We start from the raw sequence: 25,068 nt of genomic DNA, 5'->3' as shown, positions 1-25,068 counted from the left end.
TCAAGCGTCAGCAGTGAACGGAACGGGGGAAGAAGGCGCCAGCCCGCCGCGACACTTGAGCACCCGCAACTGACTGGGGCGCACGTCGATGGCAATCCGCAACGCGGCCGGAGACGGATTGGCCGCCGCCTCATTCCCGCGGCAGGCAAAGGCCAGGGTTTCCCCGGTTTCGGCGGCCACCTGCAACCGACGCAAGGCACGGTCGTCGACCTTGGTCGGCCAGCACAACACCGCGCCGCAACTGCCCGAACGCAGGCATTGCTCGACGGCCCACAAGGCATCGCGCTCGTTGGCGTGAATGATGGACAACTGTCTCAGGTCAATGCCCGCCATCTGCCAGGCCTGGGCATAGGGTAGATAGGGAGGCGCAACCAGCACGATGCGCTCGCCGCTGTCAGCGAGCCGCGCCAGAGTCGGCCACATCAGCCGCAGTTCACCACTGCCGTTGGCGGCCACCAGCACTTCGGTCATCGCCGCAGGCGGCCAGCCACCCATGGGCAACGCCGCATCGAGGGCCGCATGGCCGGTGGGCTGGGCGGCAACCGAAGCAACCTGCTGCCGCCCCTTCCAGATGCGTCGCTCGTCCAGCAGCGCGTCGAGGCTGACTACCGCGCCCATCATTCCCGGCGCACCAGGCCACAGAACACGCCTTCGATGGCGAAGTCCTGATCGGGCCGCACAATGATCGGTTGATAAGCAGGGTTGCGCGGCAGCAAGCGCAGCTGGTCATCGCCGCGCTCAAGGCGCTTGATGGTCACTTCGCCGTCCAGCCGGGCCACGATGATCTGCCCGTCGCGGGCCTCGGCGCTTTGCAGGATGCCCACCAGATCGCCATCGAAGATGCCGTCGTCGATCATCGAGTCCCCGCTCACCCGCAACAGGTAATCCGGGACGCGCATGAAGGTGCGGCTGTCCAGGGTGAAGGTGTCGTGGTTGTCGAGGTCGGGGCCGATGGGCGCACCGGCGGCCACCCGACCGAGCACGGGAATGTCGAGCATCTGCGGCCGGGGACGGGTGTCCACCAGCCGGATGCCGCGGGCCTGATTGGCGACAACTTCGATCAAGCCGGCGTCGGTCAGGGCCACGATGTGCTTGCGCGCGACACTGCGGGAAGCAAAACCGAAGGCTTCGGAAATTTCAGCCAGGCTGGGAGGCTGGCCGTTCTGGGCGATGCGATCTCGAATGAACGTGAGGATGGCAGCGCGTTTGGGGGATAGGGTCGTCATGGAGCACATTTGTACTCTTCTCGACTAAACCTGGCTAGCGCCTCTTGTCGATCCCCCCGCAATTTTTGTAACAGAGCGGCGAATTCCGAGAATCGCCACCCCTTATTTCATTGCCTTCGATGAGCGCTCTCTAGCGGTCAAACAACGCCTGGATCTGCGGATAGCCCAGGCTGGTCTCCGTGACGGCTTCAGAGCGGCCATCCTGCAGAAAGCCCCGCGCCAGTTGCTCGGCCTGACCCCATAAGGTCTGCGCGATGCTCGACCCGGCGCTCAAACGGCGCACGCCCAACTCGGCCAACGCATCGGCGGCAGGCAGTCCCTGTCGCGCCAGCAGATTGATGGGCAGATCGATGCCTGCAACGACGGCCTGGATCTGCTCGACGTCTACCAGGGCTGCGACGAACAGGCCATCCGCCCCTGCTTGCCGGTACAACTGGCCGCGATTCAGGGTTTCTTCCAGGCGCAACTCATCAGCGACCAGATTCGCCAGGTATACGTCGGTGCGGGCGTTTATAAAAACGTCCAGCCCGTTGCGGGCCGCCATGCTTTTGATCGCCTCGATCTTGCGGGCGAGCAGCTCCGGCGCATCGGAACCGTCCTCGATATTGATGCCGGCCGCGCCGATATCCAGCATCCGCTTGACGTTTTCCGCGACGGTTTGCGGGTCGTCCGAATAGCCGTTTTCGATGTCGACCGACAGCGGCACGTTGATCAGCCGTGCGATGCTGGCCGCGACGCTTACTGCAATGTCGACCGGAAACACACGGCCATCGGCATAGCCCTGCGCCCAGGCGACCCCGGCGCTGGTGGTCGCGATAGCCGTGGCGCCGAGGCTTTCGAACAGTCGAGCGCTGCCCGCATCCCAGGCATTGGGCAGGCGCAAAACGGTGGATTGGTGGTGCAGTGAGCGAAACGTCTGAGCGGAACCGGGCATGATCATCTCCATTGATTCGGTTTCTGTGCGGATCGTTACTTTCAGGGTGTGCGGGTGCGTGTGCGTCTATGTGGGGGCCAGTCTAGAACAGTGACGCCTGGGTCGAAGCCCCGGCCATGACGCGCTTGCCCCGCAGTGCGGGCTGATAGCCCTCAAGCGTCAGCAGCAGGTGCTTGGCGTCGAGGCCACCGGCAAAACCGGTAAGCGCACCGGAGCTGCCGATCACCCGGTGGCACGGGGCGATGATGGAAATCGGGTTCTTGCCATTGGCGGCACCGACTGCGCGCACGGCGGCGGGGTTGCCGATCTGCAGGGCTATGTCGAGATAACTGCGGGTTTCGCCGAAGGGAATATTCAGCAAGGCCTGCCAGACTTTCTGCTGAAATGCTGTGCCATGAAATTCGAGTTCAAGCTCGAAGCACTGACGGCGACCGGCAAAGTATTCGGCGAGCTGGCGCTCGGTTCGGTCAAGAATAGCGCTGCCGGCATCTTCGCTCATCGCCCCGAGCAGGACGCGATTCGGGCGGTCGTTTTCCCACAGCACGGCGGCCAGACGCGGGCCCTTGGCGATCAGTTTCAGCTGACCGACCGGAGAATCGATGAAACGGTAGGTGAAGGTCATCGTCTGGCTCCTGCTGTGGCGTTTGCTCTGGCTGTTCTTCTGGAGAACTGCGCCCCGGGATCATCCGAGATCGTCCGGGCGCGGGTCGAATGCCGACATACTACTCGCGCGCACTCCCCGAACCACCCGGTTCTTGCGCTCAAACTCGCGAGTCAACCGCCCTTCTGCTTGCCCGCTGCATCCGCCGCGGAATTCCAGATGTGCATCGCCGCATAGGCGCGCCAGGGTTTCCAGGCTTCGGCCCGCACCTTGTGCTGCGGGAGGCGCAGCAGGGTCGGCTCCTGCAGGGTCATCAGATTCATGAGCACCAGATCGGCGGCGGGCCAGGCGTCCGGGTCACGCCAGGCGCGCATGGCGATGTATTCGACGGTCCAGGGCCCAATGCCGGGCATGGCCAGCAACTGTTGCCGCAAATCGCCGATGTCGCCATGGCGAACGTCAAGGGACAGCTCGCCACTGGCCACCGCCGCTGCGAGACGCTGCAGGGTTTCGACGCGCTTGCCGGGCATGCCGATCTTGTCCAGGTTCGCCTGCGCCAGGGCGTCTGGCGTCGGGAATCGCCAGGCCAATTGTTCATGCAGACCCGCGCTGACCTGAACGCCGGCGCGCTGGACGAGGCGACCGACAATCGTGGTCGCACCCTTGACGCTGACCTGCTGCCCGACGACCGTGCGCACCGCCAGCTCGAACCCGGAAAACGCCCCCGGCACGCGCAACCCCGGACGACGCTGCACCAGCGACGCCAGCCACGGATCTTGCGAGAGGGCTTTGTCGATCATTTGAGGTTCGGCGTACAGATCGAACATGTGTGAAACCGGCACAATCAGCTCATCAATGTACTGGCTCACCTCGCCGTGGGCGGTCGCCAGCAGATGCTGCCCGTCCGGCGCCAGCTCTACCGTCAAGGCACCGTGCCTGCCCTTGAAGTCGATGTTGCGCATGTACACACCATCGACCACTGCCTCCACGCCCGCGGTCATCCGCGCCGCGAAGAAATCGAGCATGCGCTGCCAGTCTAACGGCGGATTGAAAGGGATCAGGCGCGAGGCGTGGGGCTGGAGAGATTGCACCATGGAGAAACCGCCGGCAGTCAGGGTCGGCTGACGCTAGCGTAATCGATGGAGGCGCACAAATTTTTCGGGCTGGAACGCATATTGAGGGTGAGCACACCGGCCTCTTCCCGGCTGAAGCCGGTCCTACATGGGATCGCGCTCTAACTGTAGGACCGGCTTTAGCCGGGAATGCGTCAGTCGTCACTCCGCAGGATTGAGGGTGAGCACGCTGGCCTCTTCCCGGCTGAAGCCGGTCCTACTCATCGACCGAGATCACTTGTGGGACCGGCTTTAGCCGGGAATGCGTCAGTCGCCACACCGCAGAATCGAGGGTGAGCACACTGGCCTCTCCCGGCTGAAGCCGGTCCTACCATGGGATCGGGGGCATCTCCATCAGCTCGGGCAGCCCACTGGACCGCCGTCGAGGTTCTGCTTGTAGTTTTCGTACTGCAATGTGGCTTTGCCGTCGTTCCACTTGAGGGTCAGGACCAGCACGGAATCGAAGTCCTCGGCGACCCAGTCATTGACCAGTTTGACCTTCTCACCCGACGCCTCCTGGGCGACTTTGTTGATCAGCTCCGGCAAGTACCCGTGGGACCAGGCGGTGTAGATGGTGGCGTCGTGGTATTTATCACGCATCAGCTCATCGGCCAGATCACCGGTGTCGTTCGCGGCGAAGTCGATATTGACCGGCAGGCCCAGCTTGATCGCGCTGGGGCCGACGGTCATGAGCGGGCGAAGGTAGCTGTAGGAATGATCGTGCTCGCCCTCTTCCACATGGCGGCTGGGGTTCGCCGCGAAAATGAAGTCGGCTTTGCCGAAGGTGTTGGGCAGCACCGTGGACAGGTCAATGGCGCGATTGAGGCCCTGGCAGTTCAGCTGACCCAGGCCGGTTTCGGGCTTCTCGGCGTGGCGCAGAAACACCAGAGTCTGGGTGCCGTTCTTGGCCTCGGCGTGAACACCCTTGCCGGCGGCGAACCAGAAAATGGCGGAAGCGATCAGCAGGATCGGGAACAGAAAATAGGTTATGCGCTGCATCGCGCGGGACCACAGAGGAGGTGTTGAAAGGCTCATATCGGCATGGAATTCTGATGGTTCGTGATGGGCGTGACGCCCGATGCAACGTCCTTGTCAGCGTGCGGCTCGGTGCAGTATGCCGAGCGAATATTTCCGTATAACGAATGCCCATCAGATGAGTAAATGCTCAAGAGGTTGCACGCAACCACCTGATTTACCGAATTAATCGCCGAACGGTCAGATACGTGGGGTTTCGGAAAGGGGCTTGTGCAGAGATTTCCTACCGGGGGTGCGACTGTTTGCCCAGCAACATCTGATCAGCAGAGTGCTGTGTCGTGGACAGCATCAAAGGCCATGAACTCCCGTAAATCCGCATCTCCATGGGCGCAAGAGCCACTGGCACAAAGCCTGCAATATTCCTTTTTAGCAGGCCGATTCGCTCCGACTGCTGATTTCGTCATAAGCAGCCGTGCGCAGCTTCCGCCTCTTGATTGGACACTTACCCATGACCGCATTTTCCCGTCTGCCCACCTCCTTCAAACGAATCGCCGGCGCACTCGCACTCACGTTACAACCGCTGGCCCAGGCTGCCGAGGCGCCACCGGCCGAAGTCCACGTGGATTACGCCTACTACTCGCCGGTCAGTCTGGTGCTCAAGCATTTTGGCTGGCTGGAAAAAGCGCTGCCAGAAAGCAAAGTCAGCTGGGTGTTTAGCCAAGGCAGCAACCGCTCGCTGGAATACCTCAACAGCGGCGGCGTCGACTTCGCCTCCTCTGCCAGTCTCTCTGCGGTGCTGGCGCGGGCCAACGGCAGTCCGATCAAATCGGTTTATGTCTACAGCCGCGCCGAATGGACAGCGCTGGTGGTGCGCAAGGACTCGACCCTGCAGAGCGTCGCTGACCTCAAGGGCAAGAAAATCGCCGCCACCAAAGGCACCGACCCTTACCTGTTTACCCTGCGCGCCTTGCAGCAGGCGAAGCTGACCAAGGACGACGTCGAACTCTTGCATCTGCAGCATCCGGACGGCCGTATCGCGCTGGAAAAAGGCGACGTGGACGCTTGGGCCGGACTCGATCCGCACATGGCGGCGAGCGAGATCCAGGCCGGCTCGCGCTTGCTGTATCGCAACAAGGACTTCAACAGTTACGGCGTCGTCAGCGTGACTGAGCGCTATGCGAAGGAGCACCCGGAAGCGATCAAAACCGTCCTTGGCGCGTACGAAAAAGCCCGGGAATGGTCGCTGAAAAATCCGGATGAGCTGGCGCAATTGCTCGCCACCGAGTCAGGCCTGCCGCTGGATGTCGCTAAATTGCAGCTGACCCGCACTGACCTCGGCAACCCGCTGCTGACCGACAAGGACGTCACCGCATCGAAGGCCGCCGCGCCGATTCTGGTTTCCGAAGAGCTGGTGCGCAAAGGCACGAACGTCGACCAGGTCATCGACCAATTGATCGACCCAGGCTTCGGCAACGCGGTCGTCACCAAGCCATGAGCAATGCCCGGGGCAGCGAAGCCAGTGGCGGCGGTATCGGAAGCAGCGCCAGGGCGCAGGTGTTGCAGGAAGAGGCATCGGACGCGCCACCGGTTGTGCGGCGAGCACGAGGGCATTGGCGGACCCGGTTGAAGGGGCTTGCCGTACCGATGTCCATTTTGCTGATGCTGGAAATCGCCGTACGCGTGGGCTGGGTGCAGTCCTACCAGATGCCGGCGCCCAGCGAGATCGCCACGACGTTGACGGACCTGGCGGACGGCGCGCTGTGGAAACACATCGGCGCCAGTCTGACGCGGGTGCTGTCGGGGTTCGTGATCGGCGCGGGTCTGGCGCTGGTGTTTGCGGCGTGGGTCGGGCTCAGCCGCGAGGCGGAAGCGTATCTGGAGCCGACGTTCGCCGGCCTGCGTTCGATTCCGAGCCTGGCCTGGGTGCCGCTGTTGCTGCTGTGGCTGGGGATCGGCGAGACCTCCAAGATTGTGCTGATTGCCATCGGGGCGTTTTTTCCGGTGTACCTGAACGGCGTTGCGGCTATTCGCAACATCGATCGCAAGCTGGTGGAGGTCGGGACGATGTATCGCTTCAGTCAGCGGCAGATGATTGTGCATGTGTTTTTGCCCGCCGCCCTGCCCGGTTTGTTCACCGGTTTGCGTTCGGGGTTGAGTCTGGCGTGGATGTTTCTGGTGGCGGCGGAGTTGATCGCCGCGACGAAGGGGCTGGGTTATTTGCTCAGTGATGGGCGCGAGACGTCGCGGCCCGACATTGTGCTGGCGGCGATCATTGTGTTGGCGGTGTTGGGCAAGTTGACCGATGGGGTGTTGGCGATGCTGGAACGGCGGTTTTTGGCCTGGCGGGATACTTTTAAGGGCTAAGATCAAGATCAAGGGCGTCGGCCTAACGGCCTCGGGTTTCGCCTTCGGCGAGTTACTTTTAAAAAGCACTAAAAGTAACCAAAAGTGCCTGCTCTCGGCTTGGCCCGACTTCGTCGGGTTCCCTCACTCCGACGACGCTCCGTGGGCCCGCGCCGAACGGACATCCATGTCCTGACGGCGCTCTCGCGGCATCCATGCCGCTCGGCCCACTCCGCGTCGTCTGCGTTCGGCCTGCACTAAAGTCGCGATGGGTGTCGTCTGGGCTAACTGTGTATGAAGATCAAGATCAACAGCTTCCCGGCTGAAGCCGGTCCTACGATTGGACCGCGTGCTCTCGCGTAATGATCGTGCCCACGCTCCGCGTGGGTATGCATACCAGGACGCTCTGCGTCCATTCCCGGCTAAAGCCGGTCCCACTAAAAGCACCCCGTACCCACCGTAGGACCGGCTTCAGCCGGGAAGCTTTTGCTTTTGATCTTCATAAGCAAAAAGCCCAGACGACACCAACCGCGACTTGGGTGCAGGCTGAACGCAGGTTTCGCTCCCTGGGCCGAGCCGCATGGATGCGGCGAGAGCTGCCCCCCGCCATGGATGGCGGATGGCAGCGGGCCCACGGAGCGGGACCGGAGTGAAGGAACCCCGACGCAGGAGGGGCCCAACCAGGAGCAAGCACCCTTGGTTACTTGGGGTGCTTTTCCAAGTAACTCGCCGAAGGCGAAACAATCTGCCGTTAGGCAGATGCCCTTAACCGCGTATTGACGCCACCCCACAATCTGGTGTTTCCTGAAACCGGTTTCAGAGCCAAATAGCTCTCCCCATAAGCCTGCTGATAAATCCAATAAGGGTCAGGCCGTGAATAGCATTTCCACCCCGACGCGCACCCGCGTCACCATGAACGACGTCGCCGACCTCGCCGGCGTCTCCAAGGCCAGCGTCTCGCGGTTCATCGGCGATGACCGCCAACTGCTGTCCGAAGCCATCGCCAAACGCATCGAACAGGCCATCGACACCCTCGGCTATCGCCCCAACCAGATGGCCCGCGGCCTTAAACGCGGTCGCACCCGTCTGATCGGCATGCTCGTCGCCGACATCCGCAACCCCTACTCCATCGCCGTCATGCACGGCGTCGAAACGGCCTGCCGCAAGCACGGCTACAGCCTCGTCGTGTGCAACACCGACCGCGACGACGAACAGGAACGCCTGCACCTCGCGGCCCTGCGCTCGTACAACATCGAAGGCCTGATCGTGAACACCCTCGGGCATCACCTCGACGAACTGCGCGAACTGCACAGCGAACTGCCGATGGTGCTGGTGGACCGCAAGGTCGATGAACTGCACAGCGATCTCGTCGGCCTCGACAACGTCGCGGCGGTCCGACAGGCGCTGGATCATCTGCATGACGCCGGTTATCGCGACGTGCTCATGGTCACCGAACCCCAGGACGGCACCAGTTCGCGGATCGAGCGGGTCGACGCTTTCAACCAACTGATCACCCTGCGCGCCGACATGCGTGGGCAGGTCTGCGAAACCGGCGAGCCGTTGCGCGATCGGTTGCGCCACTTCCTCGCTCAACAAGGGCACGGCCCGAAAGCGCTGTTCACCGCCAACGGCGTCGCCACCCTGATCACCACCCGTCAATTGCATGAGCTGGGCTGCCACCTGTTCAACGACATCGGCCTGATCGCCCTCGACGAGCTGGACTGGTACCCACTCGTCGGCAGCGGCATCACCTCCCTCGCGCAACCCACCCATGAGATGGGCATCACCGCCTTCGAGTGCCTGCTCAATCGACTGCGCGGGGATCAGGAGCCGGTGCGTCTGTACGACTTCCCCGCGCAGTTGATCGCGCGTGGCTCGACCCGACGACAGACCTGACGCCCGAAGACACAGATACCGCAGGTCAGACCCTGCACCCCGACGCGAACTTTTACCCGGTTCGCTCGTTCGAACAAAAATGTAACCGGTTTCAGAGGACAATAATAATGACCCTACCATCCGTTGCCATCAGCCTTGGCGCCTTCGGTGCCGATCGTGTACGTGCGCAAGGCCAGGCCAGTTTCATCCCTCTGCTCGTCGATGCCGGCGTCAAGCGCATCGAGTTGCGCGAAGAGCTGTTCAGCCACAGCGTCGATGACCAGGACTTCCCTGCACTCGCCCGCGCCATTCAGGCTAAAGGTCTGGAATGCCTGTACTCGGCGCCCCTTGAGTTGTGGCTCGAAGGCAACAGCCAACCGAACCCCGATCTTCGACCGACCCTTGAACGCGCCACCGCGTGCGGTGCGTTCTGGCTCAAAGTGTCGCTGGGGCATTTTGACGAGCACTGCGATGTTGCCGCGCTGGCCGATCGCCTGGCGCCATACGACGTTCATTTGCTGGTGGAAAACGACCAGACTGAACAGGGCGGCCGCATCGAGCCCTTCGTGCAGTTCTTCGCGCAGATCACCGCGCTGCAAATGCCCATCGGCATGACCTTCGACATCGGCAACTGGCGCTGGCAGGAACAATCCGCCAGCGACGCCGCCCAGCAGTTGGGTCGTTACGTCGAATACCTGCACTGCAAGGCGATCACCAGGAACGCGACTGGCAAGCTCATCGCCGTGCCGCCCGCGCCGGCGGATCTGCAAGAGTGGGAGCAGCTCATCAAGCACATGCCGGTGAACCTGCCCCGCGCCGTTGAATACCCGCTGCAAGGCGACAACCTGCTGGAAGTGACCCGCGAACAGGTTGCCCTGCTCGCCCGCCTTGGCCAGTCGCGATCCACTCACGCCAGCGGGACGGAAACGGAGGCGCTGAGCCATGTCTGAGATCGATATTCTGTCCTTCGGTGAAACCATGACCATGCTGGTGGCCGAGCAAACCGGGGACCTGGCGCAGGTGCGTCACTTCGAGAAACGCATCGCCGGCGCAGACAGTAACGTGGCGATCGGCCTGTCGCGGCTGGGCTTCAAGGTCGCTTGGCTGAGCCGGGTCGGCAACGACTCCATGGGCCGCTTCGTCACCGACAGCCTGCGACAGGAAGGCGTCGACTGCGCTCACGTCACCGTGGACGCCGCGCACCCCACCGGATTTCAGTTCAAATCCCTGGAGCTGGAAGGCGCCGACCCGGTGGTCGAGTACTTCCGTCGCGGCTCGGCGGCCAGTCATCTGTCGGTCAACGACATCGTTCCTGAGCTGCTGAAGGCCAGACATCTGCACGCCACGGGGATTCCGGCGGCGCTGTCCGACACCTGCCGCGAGCTTTCCCATGTGTTGATGACGCAAATGCGCGAGGCCGGTCGCAGCGTGTCGTTCGACCCCAATCTGCGGCCTTCACTGTGGTCGAGCCAGGCGACGATGATCCGCGAAGTGAACCACCTCGCCAGCCACGCCCACTGGGTCATGCCGGGGCTGGCCGAGGGTGAATTGCTCACCGGTTTCGACACCCCGGCCGACATCGCCCGCTTCTACCTGGACATGGGCGTTGAGGCAGTGATCATCAAACTCGGCGCCAAGGGCGCGTATTACCGCACCCAGCTCAATGAGGCGTTCTTGCCCGGCGTGCCGGTGGCCAACGTGGTCGACACGGTGGGTGCAGGCGACGGTTTTGCGGTCGGCGTGATCAGCGCGCTGCTGGAAAACCTCGGGTTCGAACAGGCCACTGCCCGGGGCAACTGGGTCGGTAGCCAGGCCGTGCAAAGCCGTGGCGACATGGAAGGCCTGCCCACCCGCGCCGCACTCGATGCCGCCAACGTCTCGGGAGGCGTGCGACGACAGAGCGCCTGAACCTCGCTTTTACACACACCGAACCTCCATCACCTGCTGCGACAAAAACAACATGCTCAGGGAGCCTGAAATGGAAAAGCTGCTCGAATCCGTGAAACACGCCGGCCTCAAACGTCGCTGGCTATTGATCATGCCCATCGTCTTCATCACCTACAGCCTGGCGTACCTGGACCGCGCCAACTACGGCTTCGCCGCCGCGTCGGGGATGGCCGAAGACCTGCACATTACGCCGGGCATGTCGTCCTTGCTTGGTGCGTTGTTCTTCCTCGGTTACTTCTTCTTCCAGGTGCCCGGCGCGATCTATGCGCAGAAGAAGAGCGTCAAGAAACTCATCTTCGTCAGCCTGATCCTTTGGGGCGGCCTGGCGACGTTGACCGGCATCGTCTCCAACGCCTACATGCTGATCGGCATCCGCTTCATGCTCGGCGTGGTCGAAGCGGCGGTGATGCCAGCGATGCTGGTGTACCTCTGCTACTGGTTCACCAAGGCCGAACGCTCGCGCGCCAACACCGTGCTGATCCTCGGCAACCCGGTGACGATGCTGTGGATGTCGGTGGTGTCCGGCTATCTGGTGGCGCACTTCAGCTGGCGCTGGATGTTCATCGTCGAAGGCCTGCCGGCGGTGATCTGGGCGTTTATCTGGTGGCGTCTGGTGGACGAGCGTCCGGCCCAGGCCAAGTGGCTGACCGCTGAAGAAAAGACCGAACTGCAGGCGCGCCTCGACGCCGAACAGGTCGGCATCAAGCCGGTTAAAAACTACGCCGAAGCCTTCCGCTCCCCGCGCGTCCTGCTGCTGGCCGCGCAGTATTTCTGCTGGAGCATCGGCGTTTACGGGTTCGTGCTGTGGCTGCCGACGATCATCAAGAAAGGCATGCAGATGGACATGGTCGAAGCCGGCTGGCTTTCGGCCCTGCCGTATCTGGCGGCCGTGATCGGCATGGTGCTGGTGTCGTGGGCGTCCGACAAAACCCAGAAGCGCAAAGCGTTTGTCTGGCCACCGCTGCTGTTGGCCGCCGTCGCGTTCTACGGCTCGTACGCGCTGGGCACCGAACATTTCTGGTGGTCGTACTCGCTGCTGGTCATTGCCGGCGCCTGCATGTACGCGCCCTATGGTCCGTTCTTCGCCATCGTCCCGGAAATCCTACCCGCCAACGTCGCGGGCGGCGCCATGGCATTGATCAACAGCCTCGGGGCACTCGGTTCGTTCGCCGGCTCCTACCTCGTTGGATACCTCAACGGCGTGACCGGCACCCTGAGCGCTTCATACCTGTTCATGAGCGGCGCGCTGCTGGTGTCGGTGGTGCTGACGCTGATGCTCAAGCCGGACAGCAAGGCCCGGCCCCTGAGTGACAAACCCGGCGTTGGTCCTGCACCTGCCCATTCCTGATCGGGAACCCTTTTGATGACGACCCATGTTGTGCTCTACAAGAAACTCTCGGCCCCGTTGATGCAACGCCTGCAAGCCCAGGCCGAGGTCACGCTGATCAATGATCCGAAATCCAGCGACGGACTGGCCCGCCTGCGCGACGCCCTGCCCCACGCCGATGCCTTGCTGGGCGCGAGCGTGAAGCTGGACGCCGAATTGCTGGACCTGGCGCCGAAGCTCAAAGCGGTGTCCAGCGTCTCGGTGGGCGTCGACAACTACGACATCGACTACCTGACGCGTCGCGGCATTCTGCTCACCAACACGCCGGATGTGCTGACCGAAACCACTGCTGACACCGGTTTCGCACTGATCATGGCCACGGCGCGCCGGGTGGTGGAGCTGGCGAACATGGTCCGCGACGGCCAGTGGAAGCAGAACATCGGGCCGCAGCATTTTGGTTCCGACGTGCATGGCAAGACGCTGGGCATCATCGGCATGGGCCGGATTGGCGAGGCGGTGGCGCAACGGGGCCATTTCGGTTTCGGGATGCCGGTGCTCTATCACAGCCACTCACCGAAGGCGGCGGTGGAAGCGCGGTTTGGTGCACGCTATCGCAGCCTGGAAGACCTGCTGCGCGAGGCTGATTTCGTCTGCCTGACCGTGCCGCTGACCGCTGAAACCGAGGGGCTGATCGGTGCCGAGCAGTTCGCGCAGATGCGCCCTGAGACGATATTCATCAACATCGCCCGGGGCAAGGTGGTGGACGAGCAGGCGCTGATTGCCGCGCTGCAGAACGGCCAGATTCGCGCGGCGGGTCTGGATGTTTTTGAGCAGGAACCCGTGAGCCCGGACTCGCCGCTGTTGAAGATGGACAACGTGGTGGCGACACCTCACATGGGCTCGGCGACCCACGAGACCCGCGAGGCCATGGCCCGCTGTGCCGTGGACAACCTGCTGGCGGCACTGGCGGGCGAGCGACCGAAGGACCTGGTCAACCCCGCTGTCTGGCGCGGTTGAAAACCCAGACCGAGCCGGTTTGAGCACGGCCCAAAACTGTAGGAGCGCGCTTGCCCGCGAAAGCATTGGGTCAAACAACGCCGATGTCACAGGCCCGCCGCCTTCGCGACCGTCGTAACCTCCGATTGCTCCTACAGGATAATCTGCGTTCGACGCAGTGAAATGGTGAGCCGAAGATTCAACCCGGAGCCGGCTTGCTGGCGAACGCGGTGGGTCAGGCTAAATGGCTGCCGCTGGCAGATCGCAATCGCGCGCAAGCGCGCTCCTACAATGGATCTCGGCAACGCACGCAATCGTCGGTGCACACAAAATCCGTAGGAGCCGGCGTCCGAGGTATTTGTTAAATCACAAACCGCGCCACCATCGCTTTCAGATCCACCGCCAGTCGCGACAGCTCATGGCTGGCCGCGCTGGTCTGGTTCGCGCCCGCCGCCGTTTGCGCGGCGAGGTCTCGGATGTTGACCAGATTGCGGTCCACTTCCCTCGACACCTGCGCCTGTTCTTCCGATGCACTGGCGATCACCAGGTTGCGTTCGTTGATCTGCGAAATGGCTTCAGTGATCAACTCCAGTGCATCACCCGCCGAACTGGCCAGGCTGAGCGTGGTGCGGGTGCTGTCGGTGTTGCGCGACATGGATTGCACGGCATCGCCGGTGCGCGTCTGAATACCGGCAACCATCTGTTCAATTTCTGTGGTCGACTGCGCGGTGCGGTGGGCCAGCGCGCGAACTTCGTCGGCAACCACGGCAAACCCGCGACCCGCCTCCCCCGCACGCGCAGCCTCGATGGCGGCGTTAAGCGCCAACAGGTTGGTCTGCTCGGCGATCGAGCGAATCACATCGAGCACCTTGCCGATGTCACGGCCCTGGGCAGCCAGGCCTTCGACCAACCCGGAAGTGGCCTGGATCTGCTGGGTCATGTCCTGAATCGACTTCACCGTCTCGATCACCCGATCACGGCCCTGCCGCGCGGTCTGGTTGGACTGCTTCGATGCTTCGGACGTCGACACCGCGTTGCGTGCGACCTCCTCGACTGCGGCGGTCATTTCATTGACCGCCGTTGCCGCCTGCTCGATTTCGTTGTTCTGCTGCTGCAAACCGCGCGAGGACTCTTCTGTCACCGCGCTCAGCTCTTCAGCCGCCGACGCCAGCTGCGTGGACGAGCCGGAAATCAGCTCGATGGTCTGACGCAGGTTGCGCTGCATCGTCACCAGGGCACGCAACAGCTGCGCCGCTTCGTCCTTGCCGTCGACGTCGATAGGACGGGTCAGATCACCCGACGCAATCTCTTCTGCAGCGCGAACCGCGCGGGTGAGCGGGTTGACGATACTGCGGGTGAGCAGCCACGCCAGCAGGATCGTCAGCAGAACCGCGACCACCGAAACAGCGATGATGCCGATATTCGCGCTGTCATATTGCTGCCTGGAAACAGCCGCTGCATCACTGGCGCCTTTCTTGTTGATGGCAATCAGCTGATTGATCTGAACACCCATGAGGTTGGTGGCCTCTTTCATACGGGTGTTGATCATCGCGCGCATGTCGTCAGTCTTGTCCTGACGCGACAAATCCAGCACCTTGGCCTGGACATCGAGGAACGTTGCGAGTGTCGCTTCAAACTGGTTGTACACCGTTAGCTCATCGCCGTCCGCGGGCAGCGCTGCGTAGGTTTTCCTGGCGTTCTGCAACTTGCCGATCAGCTCGGCGATGCGCGCCTCGGTTTCACGCAGCGACGCCGGCTCACGGTTCACCAGGGTGCGGAAGGAGGTGATGCGTAACCGCAAAGTGTTCTCCAGCATCTCGCTCAGACTGGCGATGCTGGGCAATTGGTTGGACTCCATGTCGATGGTGGCCTGGCGAATGACCGCCATCCGGGTGACTGAGAAAACGCTCAAGCCAATGACCAGTGCGGCAATGAACGCGAACCCCAGGAATGCGCGAGGCGCAATGTTCATGTTTCTTATCGACATGGATGATCTCTCTGGAAGGCTGATGCTGCGTCGAGCTTTTTATTGACGCTTGCCGTGCTATCGGCCGCCCATTAACTTTCATGCGGCAACTTTAAGCGTTTAGCGACATATATTTCTGCTAACTAACTTTGTACCAGAGCTTTTAGACAGCTATAACGATTCAGCCCTTGTTCAAGCATGCACCGGGATATAAGCGTTTCATGACAAAGATCAACGGAACATGAAATTCTCGATTGGGCGGGATTTATTTACCGACACTGTCAGAACGCGGTGCTACCTTTACCTGACTCGTGGTCTGCGGGCCAGGCTTGCTCAAGCGACGTGTCGATCGCTGCCGAAGCCTGAACAGACCTGCCGTTTTCCTACCCTGCGGAGCTTGTGAAGTGCTCGATTGAACGAGGTGGGTTCATGAATAAAGTGACGTTCCCGAACGCCTGTCAGCTGATGCGCTGGCATTTTCATCCGGTGGGCTTCGAAGCCAACATGGATGCGCCCGGCAGCATGGTGGCCCGACTGTTCGACAGGGCCAGCGGCGAGACGGTGATCGCCATCGCCGCCATTCCGTGCGCCACCGTGATGAACGCGGCGGACGTGGAACGTATCATCGAGGCCATTGAACTGGAGGTCGAGACCTTCATCCCAAGGCGCTCGCTGTACCTCAATCGGGCCTGAGCACCTGGGCGTCCTGCCCTATTCGACTGAAGTGCTGAATGAAGCAGCGCCTCGGCGATCGTCGAAAAATGCCTTGTCTCCTGCAACCCGCGCCGAGGCACGCGGAATGCTTGCATCGTCGGTACCCGAAGCGTCGATGAACCAGTAGCAGTGGCGAACGGCGCGGGTGATGGCCACATAGGCCAGACGCAATACTTCATCTTTCTGCGCGTTGTCGAACGCTTCCAGATCCCCTTCCCGACCCAGACCGGCCAGCTGATAGACCTGATTCTTGTACGGCGACTGCGTCAGATGCTGACAATCGCCCAGCAGAAATACCGCGTCGGCCTGTAGGCCCTTGGCGCTGTGGTAGGTCAGCTGCTTCAGGCGACGTTCCTGGGGCGGCAATCTGTAGTCGGCATCGGCGAGGGCCTGTAAGGCTTCCGGCAAACGGCTTCGTTCGCTGCCCTTGCGGTACAGCAACAGCACCGAGTCGCCGGCGTGGTAATGCTCGGTCAGGCTGGCCAGCAATCGGTCATCGTCGCGGTCCAGCACAGTCACCGGCAGCAGCTCCTGCACCGGGCCGCTGGCGCGGGCCTTCTTGCCGCTGATCGCCGGCGCGGCACGCACGATGTGTTCGGCGGCGTCGATGATGTGCTGGTGGCTGCGAAAGTTATCGCTGAGCATGACCTTGGTGGTCGCGGGCGAGGAAAACTCCTTGGGAAATTCCATGAAGAATTTCGGCGAACTGCCGCGCCAGCCGTAGATCGATTGCCAGTCATCGCCCACGCACAGCAGCGATGAACGCTGGGCGCCGCGCCCGACATGCAGCGCCGGGCCGCGACTGCGGATCTCGCGCAGACTGGCGCGGATCCACGAGACAATCTGCGGCGAGACGTCCTGGAACTCATCGATCATCAAATGCGCCAGCGGTCGCAGCCCGGCATCGCTGACCAGCTTGAGGTTCTCCGGCGAGTTTTCACCGAACAGCGAGAACATCCGGTTGTAGGTCATTACCGGCGGCGATTGATCCAGCAGGTGGTTCTCGAACGCTTTCCAGAACAGGCTCAACGCTTCAAAGAAAAACCGGTCGGGGTCCTGATCCGAAAAGCTCATTTGCGCCACCGCCTCCGGCACGTCCAGCCCGAGGTTTTCGATGAAACTGGCAGCGGCCACAAAACAGTCCAGCAGCGGCGCCGCGCTCAGCTCGCCTTTGACTTTGTAATCGAACCCCGGCCCGGCCACTGCCGCGCCGGACAATGACTGCATCATGCCGCGCGAGGCCTGGTAGTTTTCCAGCCAGATGACCGGCTTGCGGCAGAACGCCTGAAACAAGGTGCGCTTGATCACCCATTCAGCCCACACCGGCAACTTGGCGTCCGGGCGGCGCAGGTGTTGGTCTTCGCTGGGGTCGAAACCGAGGACGATCCACGCATCCAGCTCGGCCGCATAACCGTGGACGTGAAAGGTCAGTCCGCTGACTTCGACGGTCTGCCGCATCGGCTCGACGCCCTGAATCGGCCATGCGCCAGCGCGAATCCACAGGTCTTCGATGACGTCGCACAGCTCCTCGTCGCGCTTGGACGACAGGCCCATCACGGTGATGCGCTTCTGCACGTCCGGGTGATCGCGGTCCAGCTCCTTCAATTGCAGGGACTGCCGGTACAGGGGCGCCATGACTTCACGAAAGCGCGGATTGGTGGCGTACAAATCGCGGTAACACAGATTCAACTGTTGGCGCTGAGCGTCATTGATGCGCAGGTCGAAGGGGTTGCTGTCGGCGCTGTCGTCGAACAGCTGGCCGGACTGGCTGCTGAGGTTCTCGAAGGCCTGCAATTGCTCGAAACCCGGCAGGCTGCGCACCAGCGGCAGGATTCGCGAATGGAAAGTGCGCACCACCTCGCGGGCCTGACGCAGGGTCAGTTCATGGCCCCACAGCGCCATGATCTCGATGAGTTTGTTGATGAAATCCTTGCGCGACTCGCGGGTGAAGGTCACCACGGTCATCGAGTCCAGCTCGAAGCCCAGGTAGTGGTTGAGCAACAGCACGCGCAACACCAGAGACGTCGACTTGCCCGCCCCGGCGCCGGCAATTACATAGGTCGAGGGCGTGTCGCTGAAAATCATCTTCCACTGCGCGGCGGTCGGTTGCGCGTGGGCGGGCAGTTTCTCGGCGACGTCCGCCTTGATGCGTTTTTTCAGCTCGTTGGTCAGTGGCAGGCGCCAGTCGTCGAACAGGTGGTCGTCAACCCTCGGGCCACGGTGTTCAAGGGGCCGGGTGTCGCGAATCACCAGCACCTGACGGCCTTCTTCGATGCCATCCAGATGACCCTCGGCGTAGCCTTCGTTCATGCCTTCGGCATGGCCGTTGAGGTAGCCATCGGCGTGGCCCTGGTGCCAGGACGGCACGTGCTGCGCCTGCATGCGTGACAAGCCGCCGCCCATCATGCGGGCAACGAGCCGCTTAAAGAACGGCAAGCGTTCAGGGGTATTCAGGTCGGGAGGCAGTTGGTTTGGCTCGTTGGGTAGCTCGGCGGAAAAATCGTGCGGCACGCGGGCTCCGGGTATCGGCATTATCGACAGGGTGCCTATGGTCGCCCCATTCGTCTTTCAGCTCCAGTGAAATGCTTTGCTGTCAGGGAGTTAGCCGACAAAGGGCAGAGTGTTTATAGCCTGCATAAACGGGTACGTATCGAATTAACCGATTGCATTCATGCAGAACTTACGCTTTTTATCGATACTTAGTTGATAGAACATTGCTCCATCGACTGACAAGTCATCACCAGCGGCGCCCTGCCACAGGCCCGGCCCTGCTACGGAGGAACTGATCATGCTGCAACTTCGACCTTTCAAATCCCTTGGCGGCGCAGACCACGGCTGGCTGAACGCCCATCACCATTTCTCGTTCGCCAGCTATTACGACGAGAGCCGGATGAACTGGGGCCAGCTGCGGGTATGGAACGATGATGTGATCGAAGCCGGCACCGGCTTCCCGCGTCACCCGCACCGGGACATGGAAATCATTACCTATGTACGTGAGGGTGCCATTACTCACGAGGACAGCCTGGGCAACCGTGGCCGTACCGAAGCGGGCGATGTGCAGGTGATGAGCGCCGGCACGGGTGTGGCGCACAGTGAATACAATCTGGAGTCGAAGGAGACGCGAATTTTCCAGATATGGATCATGCCGGACGAGGTCGGTGCTCCGCCGTCCTGGGGTGCCAAGCCGTTCCCGAAGGGCGATCGCGAAGGCTTCGTGACGCTGGCGAGTGGCAAGGCGGACGATGACATCGAGCTGCGGATTCGGGCAAATGCCCGGTTGGTGGCGGCGAATCTGAAGGCCGGTGAGACGGCTGAGTACGTGCTGGATGCGGGCCGCCGGGCGTATATGGTGCCTGCGACGGGCGTCATCGAGGTCAACGGCGTACGTGCTGAAGCGCGGGATGGTGTGGCGGTTGAGGATGAGCGTGTGTTGCGGGTGACGGCCATCGAAGACAGCGAGATTGTGTTGGTGGATGTTGCCTGATCTTTAAGAGCGGTAAGTCAAGAGCGTCTGCCTGAGGGCAGACGTTTCGCCTTCGGCGAGTTACTTGGAAAAGCACCCCAAGTAACCAAGGGTGCTTGCTCCTGGTTTGGTTCCTCCTTCGTCGGAATTCCCTCACTCCGGTCCCGCTCCGTGGGCCCGCGCCGAACGGACATCCCTGTCCTGACGGCGCTCTCGCCGCATCCATGCGGCTCGGCCCACTCCGCGAAACCTGCGTTCAGCCTGCACCAAAGTCGCGTTTGGTGTCGTCTGAGCTTCTTGTGTTTGAAGATCAAGAGCAAAAGCAGATCAAAGGCTTCCCGGCTGAAGCCGGTCCTACAGAACACCCCGTGTATTCAGTGTGACCGGCTTTAGCCGGGAAGACGTCAGTGGGCACGCCGCGAAATTGATGGTGAACGAACCGGCCTCTTCCCGGCTAAAGCCAGTCCTACAAAAGCAACGCGTGCAATCAGTGGGATTGGCGCTGACTGTAGGACCGGCTTTAGCCGGGAAGCTTTTGCTGTTGCAGTTGATCTTCTACGCGGTAGTCCAGACAGCACAAATCGCGACTTGGGTGCAGGCCGAACGCAGACGACGCGCAGTGGGCCGAGCGGCATGGATGCCGCGAGAGCGCCGTCAGGACAGGGATGTCCGTTCGGCGCGGGCCCACGGAGCGTCGTCGGAGTGAGGGAACCCTGACGAAGGAATGGCCCAACCGAGAGCAGGCACTTTTGCTTACTTTTGGTGCTTTTCAAAAGTAAGTCGCCGAAGGCGAAATGTCTGCCCTTAGGCAGACGCTCTTGATCTTCGTACCCCGAGCATCAGGCCGACCCGGATTTCAGGCGAACCCAATACCGAGGGTCGACACAAAGCTTCAAGGCGCTATCGCGCCATCCACTAGCACCTGCGCCTCAGCCACCAAACGCTTCAGATGCTCCTCGCCCTTGAAGCTCTCGGCATAGATCTTGTAGATATCCTCAGTCCCCGACGGCCGCGCGGCGAACCAGCCATTCTCGGTAATGACCTTAAGGCCACCAATCGCCTGATCATTGCCCGGCGCCTTGCTCAGGATGCTCTCAATCTTCTCACCCGCCAGCTCCGTCGACTTCACCTGCTCCGGCGACAGCTTGCTCAACAGCGCCTTCTGCTCGAAATTGGCTTTCGCCTCGACGCGGGTCGACACCGGTTCGCCCAGCTCATCGGTCAACGCCTTGTACATCTCGCTCGGGTCACGGCCTTTGCGCGCGCGGATTTCCGCTGCCAACAGTGCCGGAATCAAACCATCCTTGTCCGTCGTCCAGACCGTCCCGTCGCGACGCAGGAACGACGCACCGGCGCTTTCCTCACCGCCAAAGCCCAAGGAGCCTTCGAACAAACCCTCAGCGAAGAACTTGAAGCCCACCGGCACTTCGTACAGGCGGCGGCCCAGACGCTGGGTCACGCGATCAATCATCCCGCTGCTGACCACGGTCTTGCCGACGGCCGCATCCGTGCGCCAGTCGGGACGGTTCTGAAACAGGTAATCGATAGACACCGCCAGATAATTGTTCGGCGCCAACAGGCCACCGGTCGGCGTGACAATGCCGTGCCGATCGTGGTCCGGGTCGCAGGCGAATGCCACCTGGAAGCGATCCTTCAAACCGATCAGGCTCTGCATCGCGAAGTTAGATGACGGGTCCATGCGGATCTTGCCGTCCCAGTCCACGCTCATGAAGCGGAAGGTCGGATCGACGAACTTGTTCACCACTTCCAGATTCAGGCCGTAGTGCTCACCGATGGCCGACCAGTAACGCACGCCCGCCCCGCCCAGCGGATCAACGCCCAAGTGCAGGTTGGCGCCCCGAATGGCGTCCATGTCGATGACGTTTTTCAGGTCCGCCACGTAGGTGTTGATGTAATCGTGGCGATGGGTGGTGTCGGCGCGCAGGGCTTTTTCGTGGGTGATGCGGTGGACGTTGACGATGCGCTCGGCAAGCAATTCGTTGGCTTTGTTCTCGATCCACTTGGTGATGTGGGAATCAGCCGGGCCGCCGTTGGGCGGGTTGTACTTGAAGCCGCCACTTTCCGGCGGGTTGTGCGAAGGCGTGATGACAATGCCGTCGGCCAGGCCCGAAGTGCGCCCGCGGTTGTAGCAAATGATGGCGTGGGAGATCGCCGGCGTCGGGGTGTATTCATCACCCTCGGAAATCATCACGTTGACGCCATTGGCCGCCAGCACTTCCAGCGCAGAAGCGGCAGCCGGGGTCGACAGGGCGTGGGTGTCGGCGCCGAGAAACAGCGGGCCGTCGATGCCGTTGGCTTGGCGGTACAGGCAGATCGCCTGACTGATGGCCAGCACGTGCCACTCGTTGAAGCTTAATTCGAAAGAGCTGCCGCGGTGCCCGGAGGTACCGAAGGCAACACGCTGGGTCGCCACTGACGCGTCGGGCTGGCCGGTGTAATAGGCCGTCACCAGACGAGGAAGATCGACCAGCAATTCTGCAGGCGCCAGTTTGCCCGCGAATGGACTGATACTCATGCGAAACCTCCGTGGATGAAAAACAGGGAAATGACAAAAAGAAAAGGTCCCGACCAAGCGGGAAACAGCCTGAAAGCCTGAAATGCAATTAGCGCGGCAGTTTACTGGCAGTTGGACCGTGGCGCGCGGCTATCGATCCGTAACACCTTGAGACATTTAGCTGACCCACATCATAGCTGCCACCACGCCGGTAACAGCTGTTGAATCTTGCGCTCAGCGAAGCGATCGTCGATCAGCACCACCACGCCGCGATCGTCCAGACCTCGAATCACTCGGCCGGCCGCCTGCACCACTTTCTGCATGCCGGGGTAGAGATAGGTGTAGTCGTAACCTGCGCCGAATAACAGGCTCATGCGCTGTTTGAGTTGCTCGTTGACCGGGTTGACCTGCGCCAGCCCCAAGGTGGCGATGAACGCCCCGATCAACCGCGCGCCCGGCAGGTCGATGCCCTCGCCGAACGCCCCGCCCAGCACCGCAAAACCGATGCCCTGACTGGCCGGCGTAAAGCGCTCGAGAAAGGCCTGCCGTTCTGCCTCGGCCATGCCCCGGGACTGCTTCCACACCGTCACGGCCGGATGGCTGCGCTCCATCAACTCGGCGACTTGCTGGAGATAATCGAAACTGCTGAAAAACGCCAGATAATTGCCCGGCCGCGCCTCGAACTGCCGCGCCATCAACTCGACGATGGGCGCCAGCGAGGCCTGCCGATGGGTGTAGCGGGTGGAAATGCGGCTGACGATTTCGACGTCCAGCTGCGAGCGTTGAAACGGCGACTCGACGTCGACCCACGCCGTGGTGTCGGGCAGGCCCAGCAGGTCACGGTAGAAATGCCGTGGATTGAGTGTCGCGGAAAACAGCACCGCGCTGATCGCGGCGGTCAGGCGCGGACGCACGAAACCGGCCGGCACGACGTTGCGCAGGCACAGCCGGGACAGCGACTTGCTGCCGAGCTCGCGCTTGCTGATGTCGAAGAGGAAGTGCTCGTCGAACAGCTCGGCGATACGACCGAACTGGATCGCCTCGAAATAGAAGCTTTGCAGCTCGCCGTTGGCCGCGTGGGGGTGCTCGTTGAAGTAATCGCCAAACGCCGTGATGCACAAATTGAGGCTGTTGAGAAATTTGGCGGGTGTAGCGGCGTAGGCCTGATATGGCGCGACTTGCTCCTGGTGCAGCGCATTCCAGTCGCGGTTGAGCCGCTGCAAGGCTTTTTTTACCAGCTCCGGCGCGCTCTGCCGAACCTGATTCATGCTGTGCTGATCCAGGGTCGCGCTGTACATCGACCGCGCCCGCTCAACCATGTTATGCGCCTCGTCCACCAGCACCGCGACGCGCCACTGATTGAACTGACTGAGCCCGAACAGCATGCCGCTGAGGTCGAAATAGTAGTTGTAGTCGGCGATCACCACGTCCGACCAGCGCGCCAGCTCCTGGCTCAGGTAATACGGACAGACCTGGTGATGCAGCGCGACCTCACGCATTCCCGCCTGATCGAGCCATGGTTTGATCATTGCCTGGCTGCGCGCCGCCGGTAGCCGGTCATAAAAACCTTTGGCGAGCGGGCATGAATCGCCGTTGCACGCCTTGTCCGGGTATTCGCAGGCCTTGTCCCGGGCGACCATTTCCAGCACGCGCAGGCTCAGCTGCGGAGCACTTCGCCCGATCACGCTCAGCGCATCCAGCGCCAGCTTGCGTCCCGGTGTCTTGGCGGTCAGGAAAAACACCTTGTCCAGCTTGCGCGTCGGTGCGGCCTTGAGCATCGGGAACACCGTGCCGATGGTCTTGCCAATGCCGGTGGGCGCCTGGGCCATCAAACAGCGCCCGGTGCTGACCGCCTTGTACACCGACTCGGCCAACGCCCGCTGCCCGGTGCGAAAACCGGCGTGGGGAAACTTCAAAGCGCTGAGCCCACGGTCGCGGGCATCGCGGTGGGCCAGTTCCTGCCGCGCCCACTGCAGAAAGATGCCCGCCTGAGTTTCGAAAAACGCCTGCAGTTCGGCCGCGGTGAAACGCTGCTGAATGAGGGTTTCCTGCTCGCTGATGATGTTGAAATAGACCAGCGCAAGATTCACCTCGGCCAGCTGCAACTGCTGGCAAAGCAGCCAGCCATACACCTTCGCCTGGGCCCAGTGCAGCTGCCGGTGGTTGGCGGGCAGACTGCTCAGATCGCCGCGGTAGGTCTTGATCTCCTCAAGCTGGTTCAGCGCAGCATCGTAGCCATCCGCCCTGCCCCGAATCCTCAGCTCATGAAACACCCCGCTCAACGCCACCTCAGGCTGATACTGAGGCCCACGCCGCGCCGCCACCGTCCGATGCCCGGCAATCCCCTCCTGCGCCGTCGGCGAGGGCGTAAACCGCAAATCCAGATCCCCCGCCTTCGCTGTGAACTCACACAACTCCCGCACCGCAACCCGATACCCCGATTCCGGATCGACAGCCGCCACCACCGCAGGCTCGACAGAAGCTGCGCGGGTATCGGAGGAAATGCTGGAAATGGAAGTCACTGAAAGGGCTGGCCGTCGTTCGGAACACTGGACGGACGTACAGATAACAGCTCAATGCGGTCGAGGCAAACGGAAATGGATTGGCGGACAGATTTCGGCGCGGAGCGCCACGGGATGCATTCCCACGCAGAGCGTGGGAACGATCGACGCGTACAGTCTGGAGCTGGTTTCAACAATCAAAATTGATAGCGCACCTGCTGGCCTCTTCCCGGCTAAAGCCGGTCCCACTAAAAAGCAGCGCGTACAGCCAGTGAGACCGACAGCGACCCCTGTAGGACCGGCTTCAGCCGGGAAGCTTTTGATCTTCATACGCAAAAAGTCCAGACACCGCCAAACGCGACTTGGGTGCAGGCCGAACGCAGACGACGCGCAGTGGGCAGAGCCGCATGGATGCGGCGAGAGCGCCGTCAGGACATGGATGTCCGTTCGGCGCGTGCCCACGGAGCGTCGTCGAAGTGAGGGTATTCCGACGCAGGAGGAACCCAACCAGGAGCAAGCACCCTTGGTTACTTGGGGTGCTTTTCCAAGTAACTCGCCGAAGGCGAAACAGTC

At 61.8% G+C, this 25,068-nt stretch carries 19 protein-coding genes; 9 read left to right on the top strand and 10 right to left on the bottom strand.

The features are described from left to right. The 6 genes from imuA to L4G42_RS04400 form a co-directional block, all read right to left on the bottom strand. Positions 1-618: a translesion DNA synthesis-associated protein ImuA gene (gene imuA / locus L4G42_RS04425; RefSeq protein ID WP_237254765.1), complete on the bottom strand. Its 618-nt coding sequence runs from the start codon at positions 616-618 to the stop codon at positions 1-3. Further along, positions 618-1,235, bottom strand: coding sequence for a transcriptional repressor LexA (lexA, locus tag L4G42_RS04420; protein WP_237254750.1), 618 nt, complete (start codon positions 1,233-1,235; stop codon positions 618-620). Before lexA ends, imuA begins: the two co-directional genes overlap by 1 nt. Before the next feature lie 121 nt (positions 1,236-1,356). Then, on the bottom strand, positions 1,357-2,160 hold the full coding sequence (locus L4G42_RS04415; protein WP_237254749.1) for an isocitrate lyase/PEP mutase family protein: 804 nt from the start codon (positions 2,158-2,160) through the stop codon (positions 1,357-1,359). Positions 2,161-2,242: 82 nt separating this feature from the next. Continuing rightward, positions 2,243-2,782 (bottom strand): methylated-DNA--[protein]-cysteine S-methyltransferase, encoded by a 540-nt coding sequence (locus L4G42_RS04410; protein ID WP_237254747.1) that lies wholly within the window; start codon positions 2,780-2,782, stop codon positions 2,243-2,245. Positions 2,783-2,934: 152 nt separating this feature from the next. Beyond that, a complete protein-coding gene (locus L4G42_RS04405; RefSeq protein ID WP_237259545.1) occupies positions 2,935-3,855 on the bottom strand; it encodes a DNA-3-methyladenine glycosylase family protein in 921 nt (306 codons plus the stop codon). Between the two features lie 372 nt (positions 3,856-4,227). Beyond that, positions 4,228-4,908, bottom strand: coding sequence for a hypothetical protein (locus L4G42_RS04400; RefSeq protein ID WP_237254745.1), 681 nt, complete (start codon positions 4,906-4,908; stop codon positions 4,228-4,230). A gap of 448 nt (positions 4,909-5,356) precedes the next feature. Here L4G42_RS04400 and L4G42_RS04395 point away from each other — a divergent pair, with 448 nt between their 5' ends. From L4G42_RS04395 to L4G42_RS04365, 7 genes are all read left to right on the top strand, one after another. After that, positions 5,357-6,343 (top strand): aliphatic sulfonate ABC transporter substrate-binding protein, encoded by a 987-nt coding sequence (locus L4G42_RS04395; RefSeq protein WP_237254744.1) that lies wholly within the window; start codon positions 5,357-5,359, stop codon positions 6,341-6,343. Then, complete coding sequence (locus tag L4G42_RS04390) at positions 6,340-7,212, top strand: ABC transporter permease (protein WP_237254743.1); 873 nt, start codon at positions 6,340-6,342, stop codon at positions 7,210-7,212. The genes L4G42_RS04395 and L4G42_RS04390 overlap by 4 nt, the downstream gene beginning before the upstream one ends. A gap of 891 nt (positions 7,213-8,103) precedes the next feature. Continuing rightward, on the top strand, positions 8,104-9,087 hold the full coding sequence (locus tag L4G42_RS04385; protein WP_237252731.1) for a LacI family DNA-binding transcriptional regulator: 984 nt from the start codon (positions 8,104-8,106) through the stop codon (positions 9,085-9,087). A 107-nt stretch (positions 9,088-9,194) separates the two neighbouring features. Then, complete coding sequence (locus L4G42_RS04380) at positions 9,195-10,016, top strand: sugar phosphate isomerase/epimerase family protein (RefSeq protein ID WP_237252714.1); 822 nt, start codon at positions 9,195-9,197, stop codon at positions 10,014-10,016. Continuing rightward, positions 10,009-10,974, top strand: coding sequence for a sugar kinase (locus tag L4G42_RS04375; protein ID WP_237252712.1), 966 nt, complete (start codon positions 10,009-10,011; stop codon positions 10,972-10,974). Before L4G42_RS04380 ends, L4G42_RS04375 begins: the two co-directional genes overlap by 8 nt. A 70-nt stretch (positions 10,975-11,044) precedes the next feature. Then, a complete protein-coding gene (locus tag L4G42_RS04370; RefSeq protein ID WP_237252710.1) occupies positions 11,045-12,361 on the top strand; it encodes an MFS transporter in 1,317 nt (438 codons plus the stop codon). 15 nt (positions 12,362-12,376) lie between these two features. Beyond that, positions 12,377-13,357, top strand: a complete 981-nt coding sequence (locus L4G42_RS04365; RefSeq protein WP_237252708.1) for a 2-hydroxyacid dehydrogenase — start codon at positions 12,377-12,379, stop codon at positions 13,355-13,357. A gap of 340 nt (positions 13,358-13,697) precedes the next feature. Here the strand turns inward: L4G42_RS04365 and L4G42_RS04360 are convergent, their stop codons facing one another. Then, a complete protein-coding gene (locus L4G42_RS04360; RefSeq protein WP_237260581.1) occupies positions 13,698-15,323 on the bottom strand; it encodes a methyl-accepting chemotaxis protein in 1,626 nt (541 codons plus the stop codon). A gap of 408 nt (positions 15,324-15,731) precedes the next feature. Between L4G42_RS04360 and L4G42_RS04355 the strand changes: the two genes are divergently transcribed. Continuing rightward, positions 15,732-15,995, top strand: a complete 264-nt coding sequence (locus L4G42_RS04355) for a DUF1652 domain-containing protein (protein WP_265385837.1) — start codon at positions 15,732-15,734, stop codon at positions 15,993-15,995. An 18-nt stretch (positions 15,996-16,013) separates the two neighbouring features. On the opposite strand, the gene L4G42_RS04350 is transcribed toward L4G42_RS04355, so the two are convergent. After that, complete coding sequence (locus L4G42_RS04350; RefSeq protein ID WP_419789339.1) at positions 16,014-18,422, bottom strand: UvrD-helicase domain-containing protein; 2,409 nt, start codon at positions 18,420-18,422, stop codon at positions 16,014-16,016. Positions 18,423-18,804: 382 nt separating this feature from the next. Here L4G42_RS04350 and L4G42_RS04345 point away from each other — a divergent pair, with 382 nt between their 5' ends. Beyond that, the gene (locus L4G42_RS04345) at positions 18,805-19,500 is read left to right on the top strand and encodes a pirin family protein (protein WP_237252703.1); all 696 of its coding nucleotides are present in this window, start codon (positions 18,805-18,807) and stop codon (positions 19,498-19,500) included. Positions 19,501-20,371: 871 nt separating this feature from the next. On the opposite strand, the gene pgm is transcribed toward L4G42_RS04345, so the two are convergent. Together pgm and L4G42_RS04335 are read right to left on the bottom strand one after the other, a co-directional pair. After that, complete coding sequence (gene pgm / locus L4G42_RS04340; protein WP_237252701.1) at positions 20,372-22,015, bottom strand: phosphoglucomutase (alpha-D-glucose-1,6-bisphosphate-dependent); 1,644 nt, start codon at positions 22,013-22,015, stop codon at positions 20,372-20,374. A gap of 170 nt (positions 22,016-22,185) precedes the next feature. Continuing rightward, complete coding sequence (locus tag L4G42_RS04335; RefSeq protein WP_419789338.1) at positions 22,186-24,459, bottom strand: ATP-dependent DNA helicase; 2,274 nt, start codon at positions 24,457-24,459, stop codon at positions 22,186-22,188. Between the last annotated feature and the right edge of the window lie 609 nt (positions 24,460-25,068).

The sequence above is a fragment of the Pseudomonas petrae genome (genome assembly GCF_021728295.1).
GTDB lineage: Bacteria > Pseudomonadota > Gammaproteobacteria > Pseudomonadales > Pseudomonadaceae > Aquipseudomonas > Aquipseudomonas petrae.
Note: the sequence above shows the minus strand (reverse complement) of the source record. Positions and strands in the feature narration are given on the sequence as shown.

Bases quoted from the DNA above. Each gene is read 5' to 3' on its own strand.
- L4G42_RS04375 (WP_237252712.1), top strand. From the start codon at position 10,009: ATGTCTGAGATCGATATTCTGTCCTTCGGTGAAACCATGACCATGCTG.
- L4G42_RS04355 (WP_265385837.1), top strand. From the start codon at position 15,732: ATGAATAAAGTGACGTTCCCGAACGCCTGTCAGCTGATGCGCTGGCAT.
- L4G42_RS04400 (WP_237254745.1), bottom strand. From the start codon at position 4,908: ATGAGCCTTTCAACACCTCCTCTGTGGTCCCGCGCGATGCAGCGCATA.
- L4G42_RS04415 (WP_237254749.1), bottom strand. From the start codon at position 2,160: ATGCCCGGTTCCGCTCAGACGTTTCGCTCACTGCACCACCAATCCACC.
- L4G42_RS04365 (WP_237252708.1), top strand. From the start codon at position 12,377: ATGACGACCCATGTTGTGCTCTACAAGAAACTCTCGGCCCCGTTGATG.
- lexA (WP_237254750.1), bottom strand. From the start codon at position 1,235: ATGTGCTCCATGACGACCCTATCCCCCAAACGCGCTGCCATCCTCACG.
- L4G42_RS04395 (WP_237254744.1), top strand. From the start codon at position 5,357: ATGACCGCATTTTCCCGTCTGCCCACCTCCTTCAAACGAATCGCCGGC.
- L4G42_RS04405 (WP_237259545.1), bottom strand. From the start codon at position 3,855: ATGGTGCAATCTCTCCAGCCCCACGCCTCGCGCCTGATCCCTTTCAAT.
- L4G42_RS04360 (WP_237260581.1), bottom strand. From the start codon at position 15,323: ATGTCGATAAGAAACATGAACATTGCGCCTCGCGCATTCCTGGGGTTC.
- L4G42_RS04350 (WP_419789339.1), bottom strand. From the start codon at position 18,422: ATGATGGGCGGCGGCTTGTCACGCATGCAGGCGCAGCACGTGCCGTCC.
- L4G42_RS04380 (WP_237252714.1), top strand. From the start codon at position 9,195: ATGACCCTACCATCCGTTGCCATCAGCCTTGGCGCCTTCGGTGCCGAT.
- imuA (WP_237254765.1), bottom strand. From the start codon at position 618: ATGGGCGCGGTAGTCAGCCTCGACGCGCTGCTGGACGAGCGACGCATC.
- L4G42_RS04385 (WP_237252731.1), top strand. From the start codon at position 8,104: ATGAACGACGTCGCCGACCTCGCCGGCGTCTCCAAGGCCAGCGTCTCG.
- L4G42_RS04345 (WP_237252703.1), top strand. From the start codon at position 18,805: ATGCTGCAACTTCGACCTTTCAAATCCCTTGGCGGCGCAGACCACGGC.
- L4G42_RS04410 (WP_237254747.1), bottom strand. From the start codon at position 2,782: ATGACCTTCACCTACCGTTTCATCGATTCTCCGGTCGGTCAGCTGAAA.
- L4G42_RS04370 (WP_237252710.1), top strand. From the start codon at position 11,045: ATGGAAAAGCTGCTCGAATCCGTGAAACACGCCGGCCTCAAACGTCGC.
- L4G42_RS04390 (WP_237254743.1), top strand. From the start codon at position 6,340: ATGAGCAATGCCCGGGGCAGCGAAGCCAGTGGCGGCGGTATCGGAAGC.
- pgm (WP_237252701.1), bottom strand. From the start codon at position 22,015: ATGAGTATCAGTCCATTCGCGGGCAAACTGGCGCCTGCAGAATTGCTG.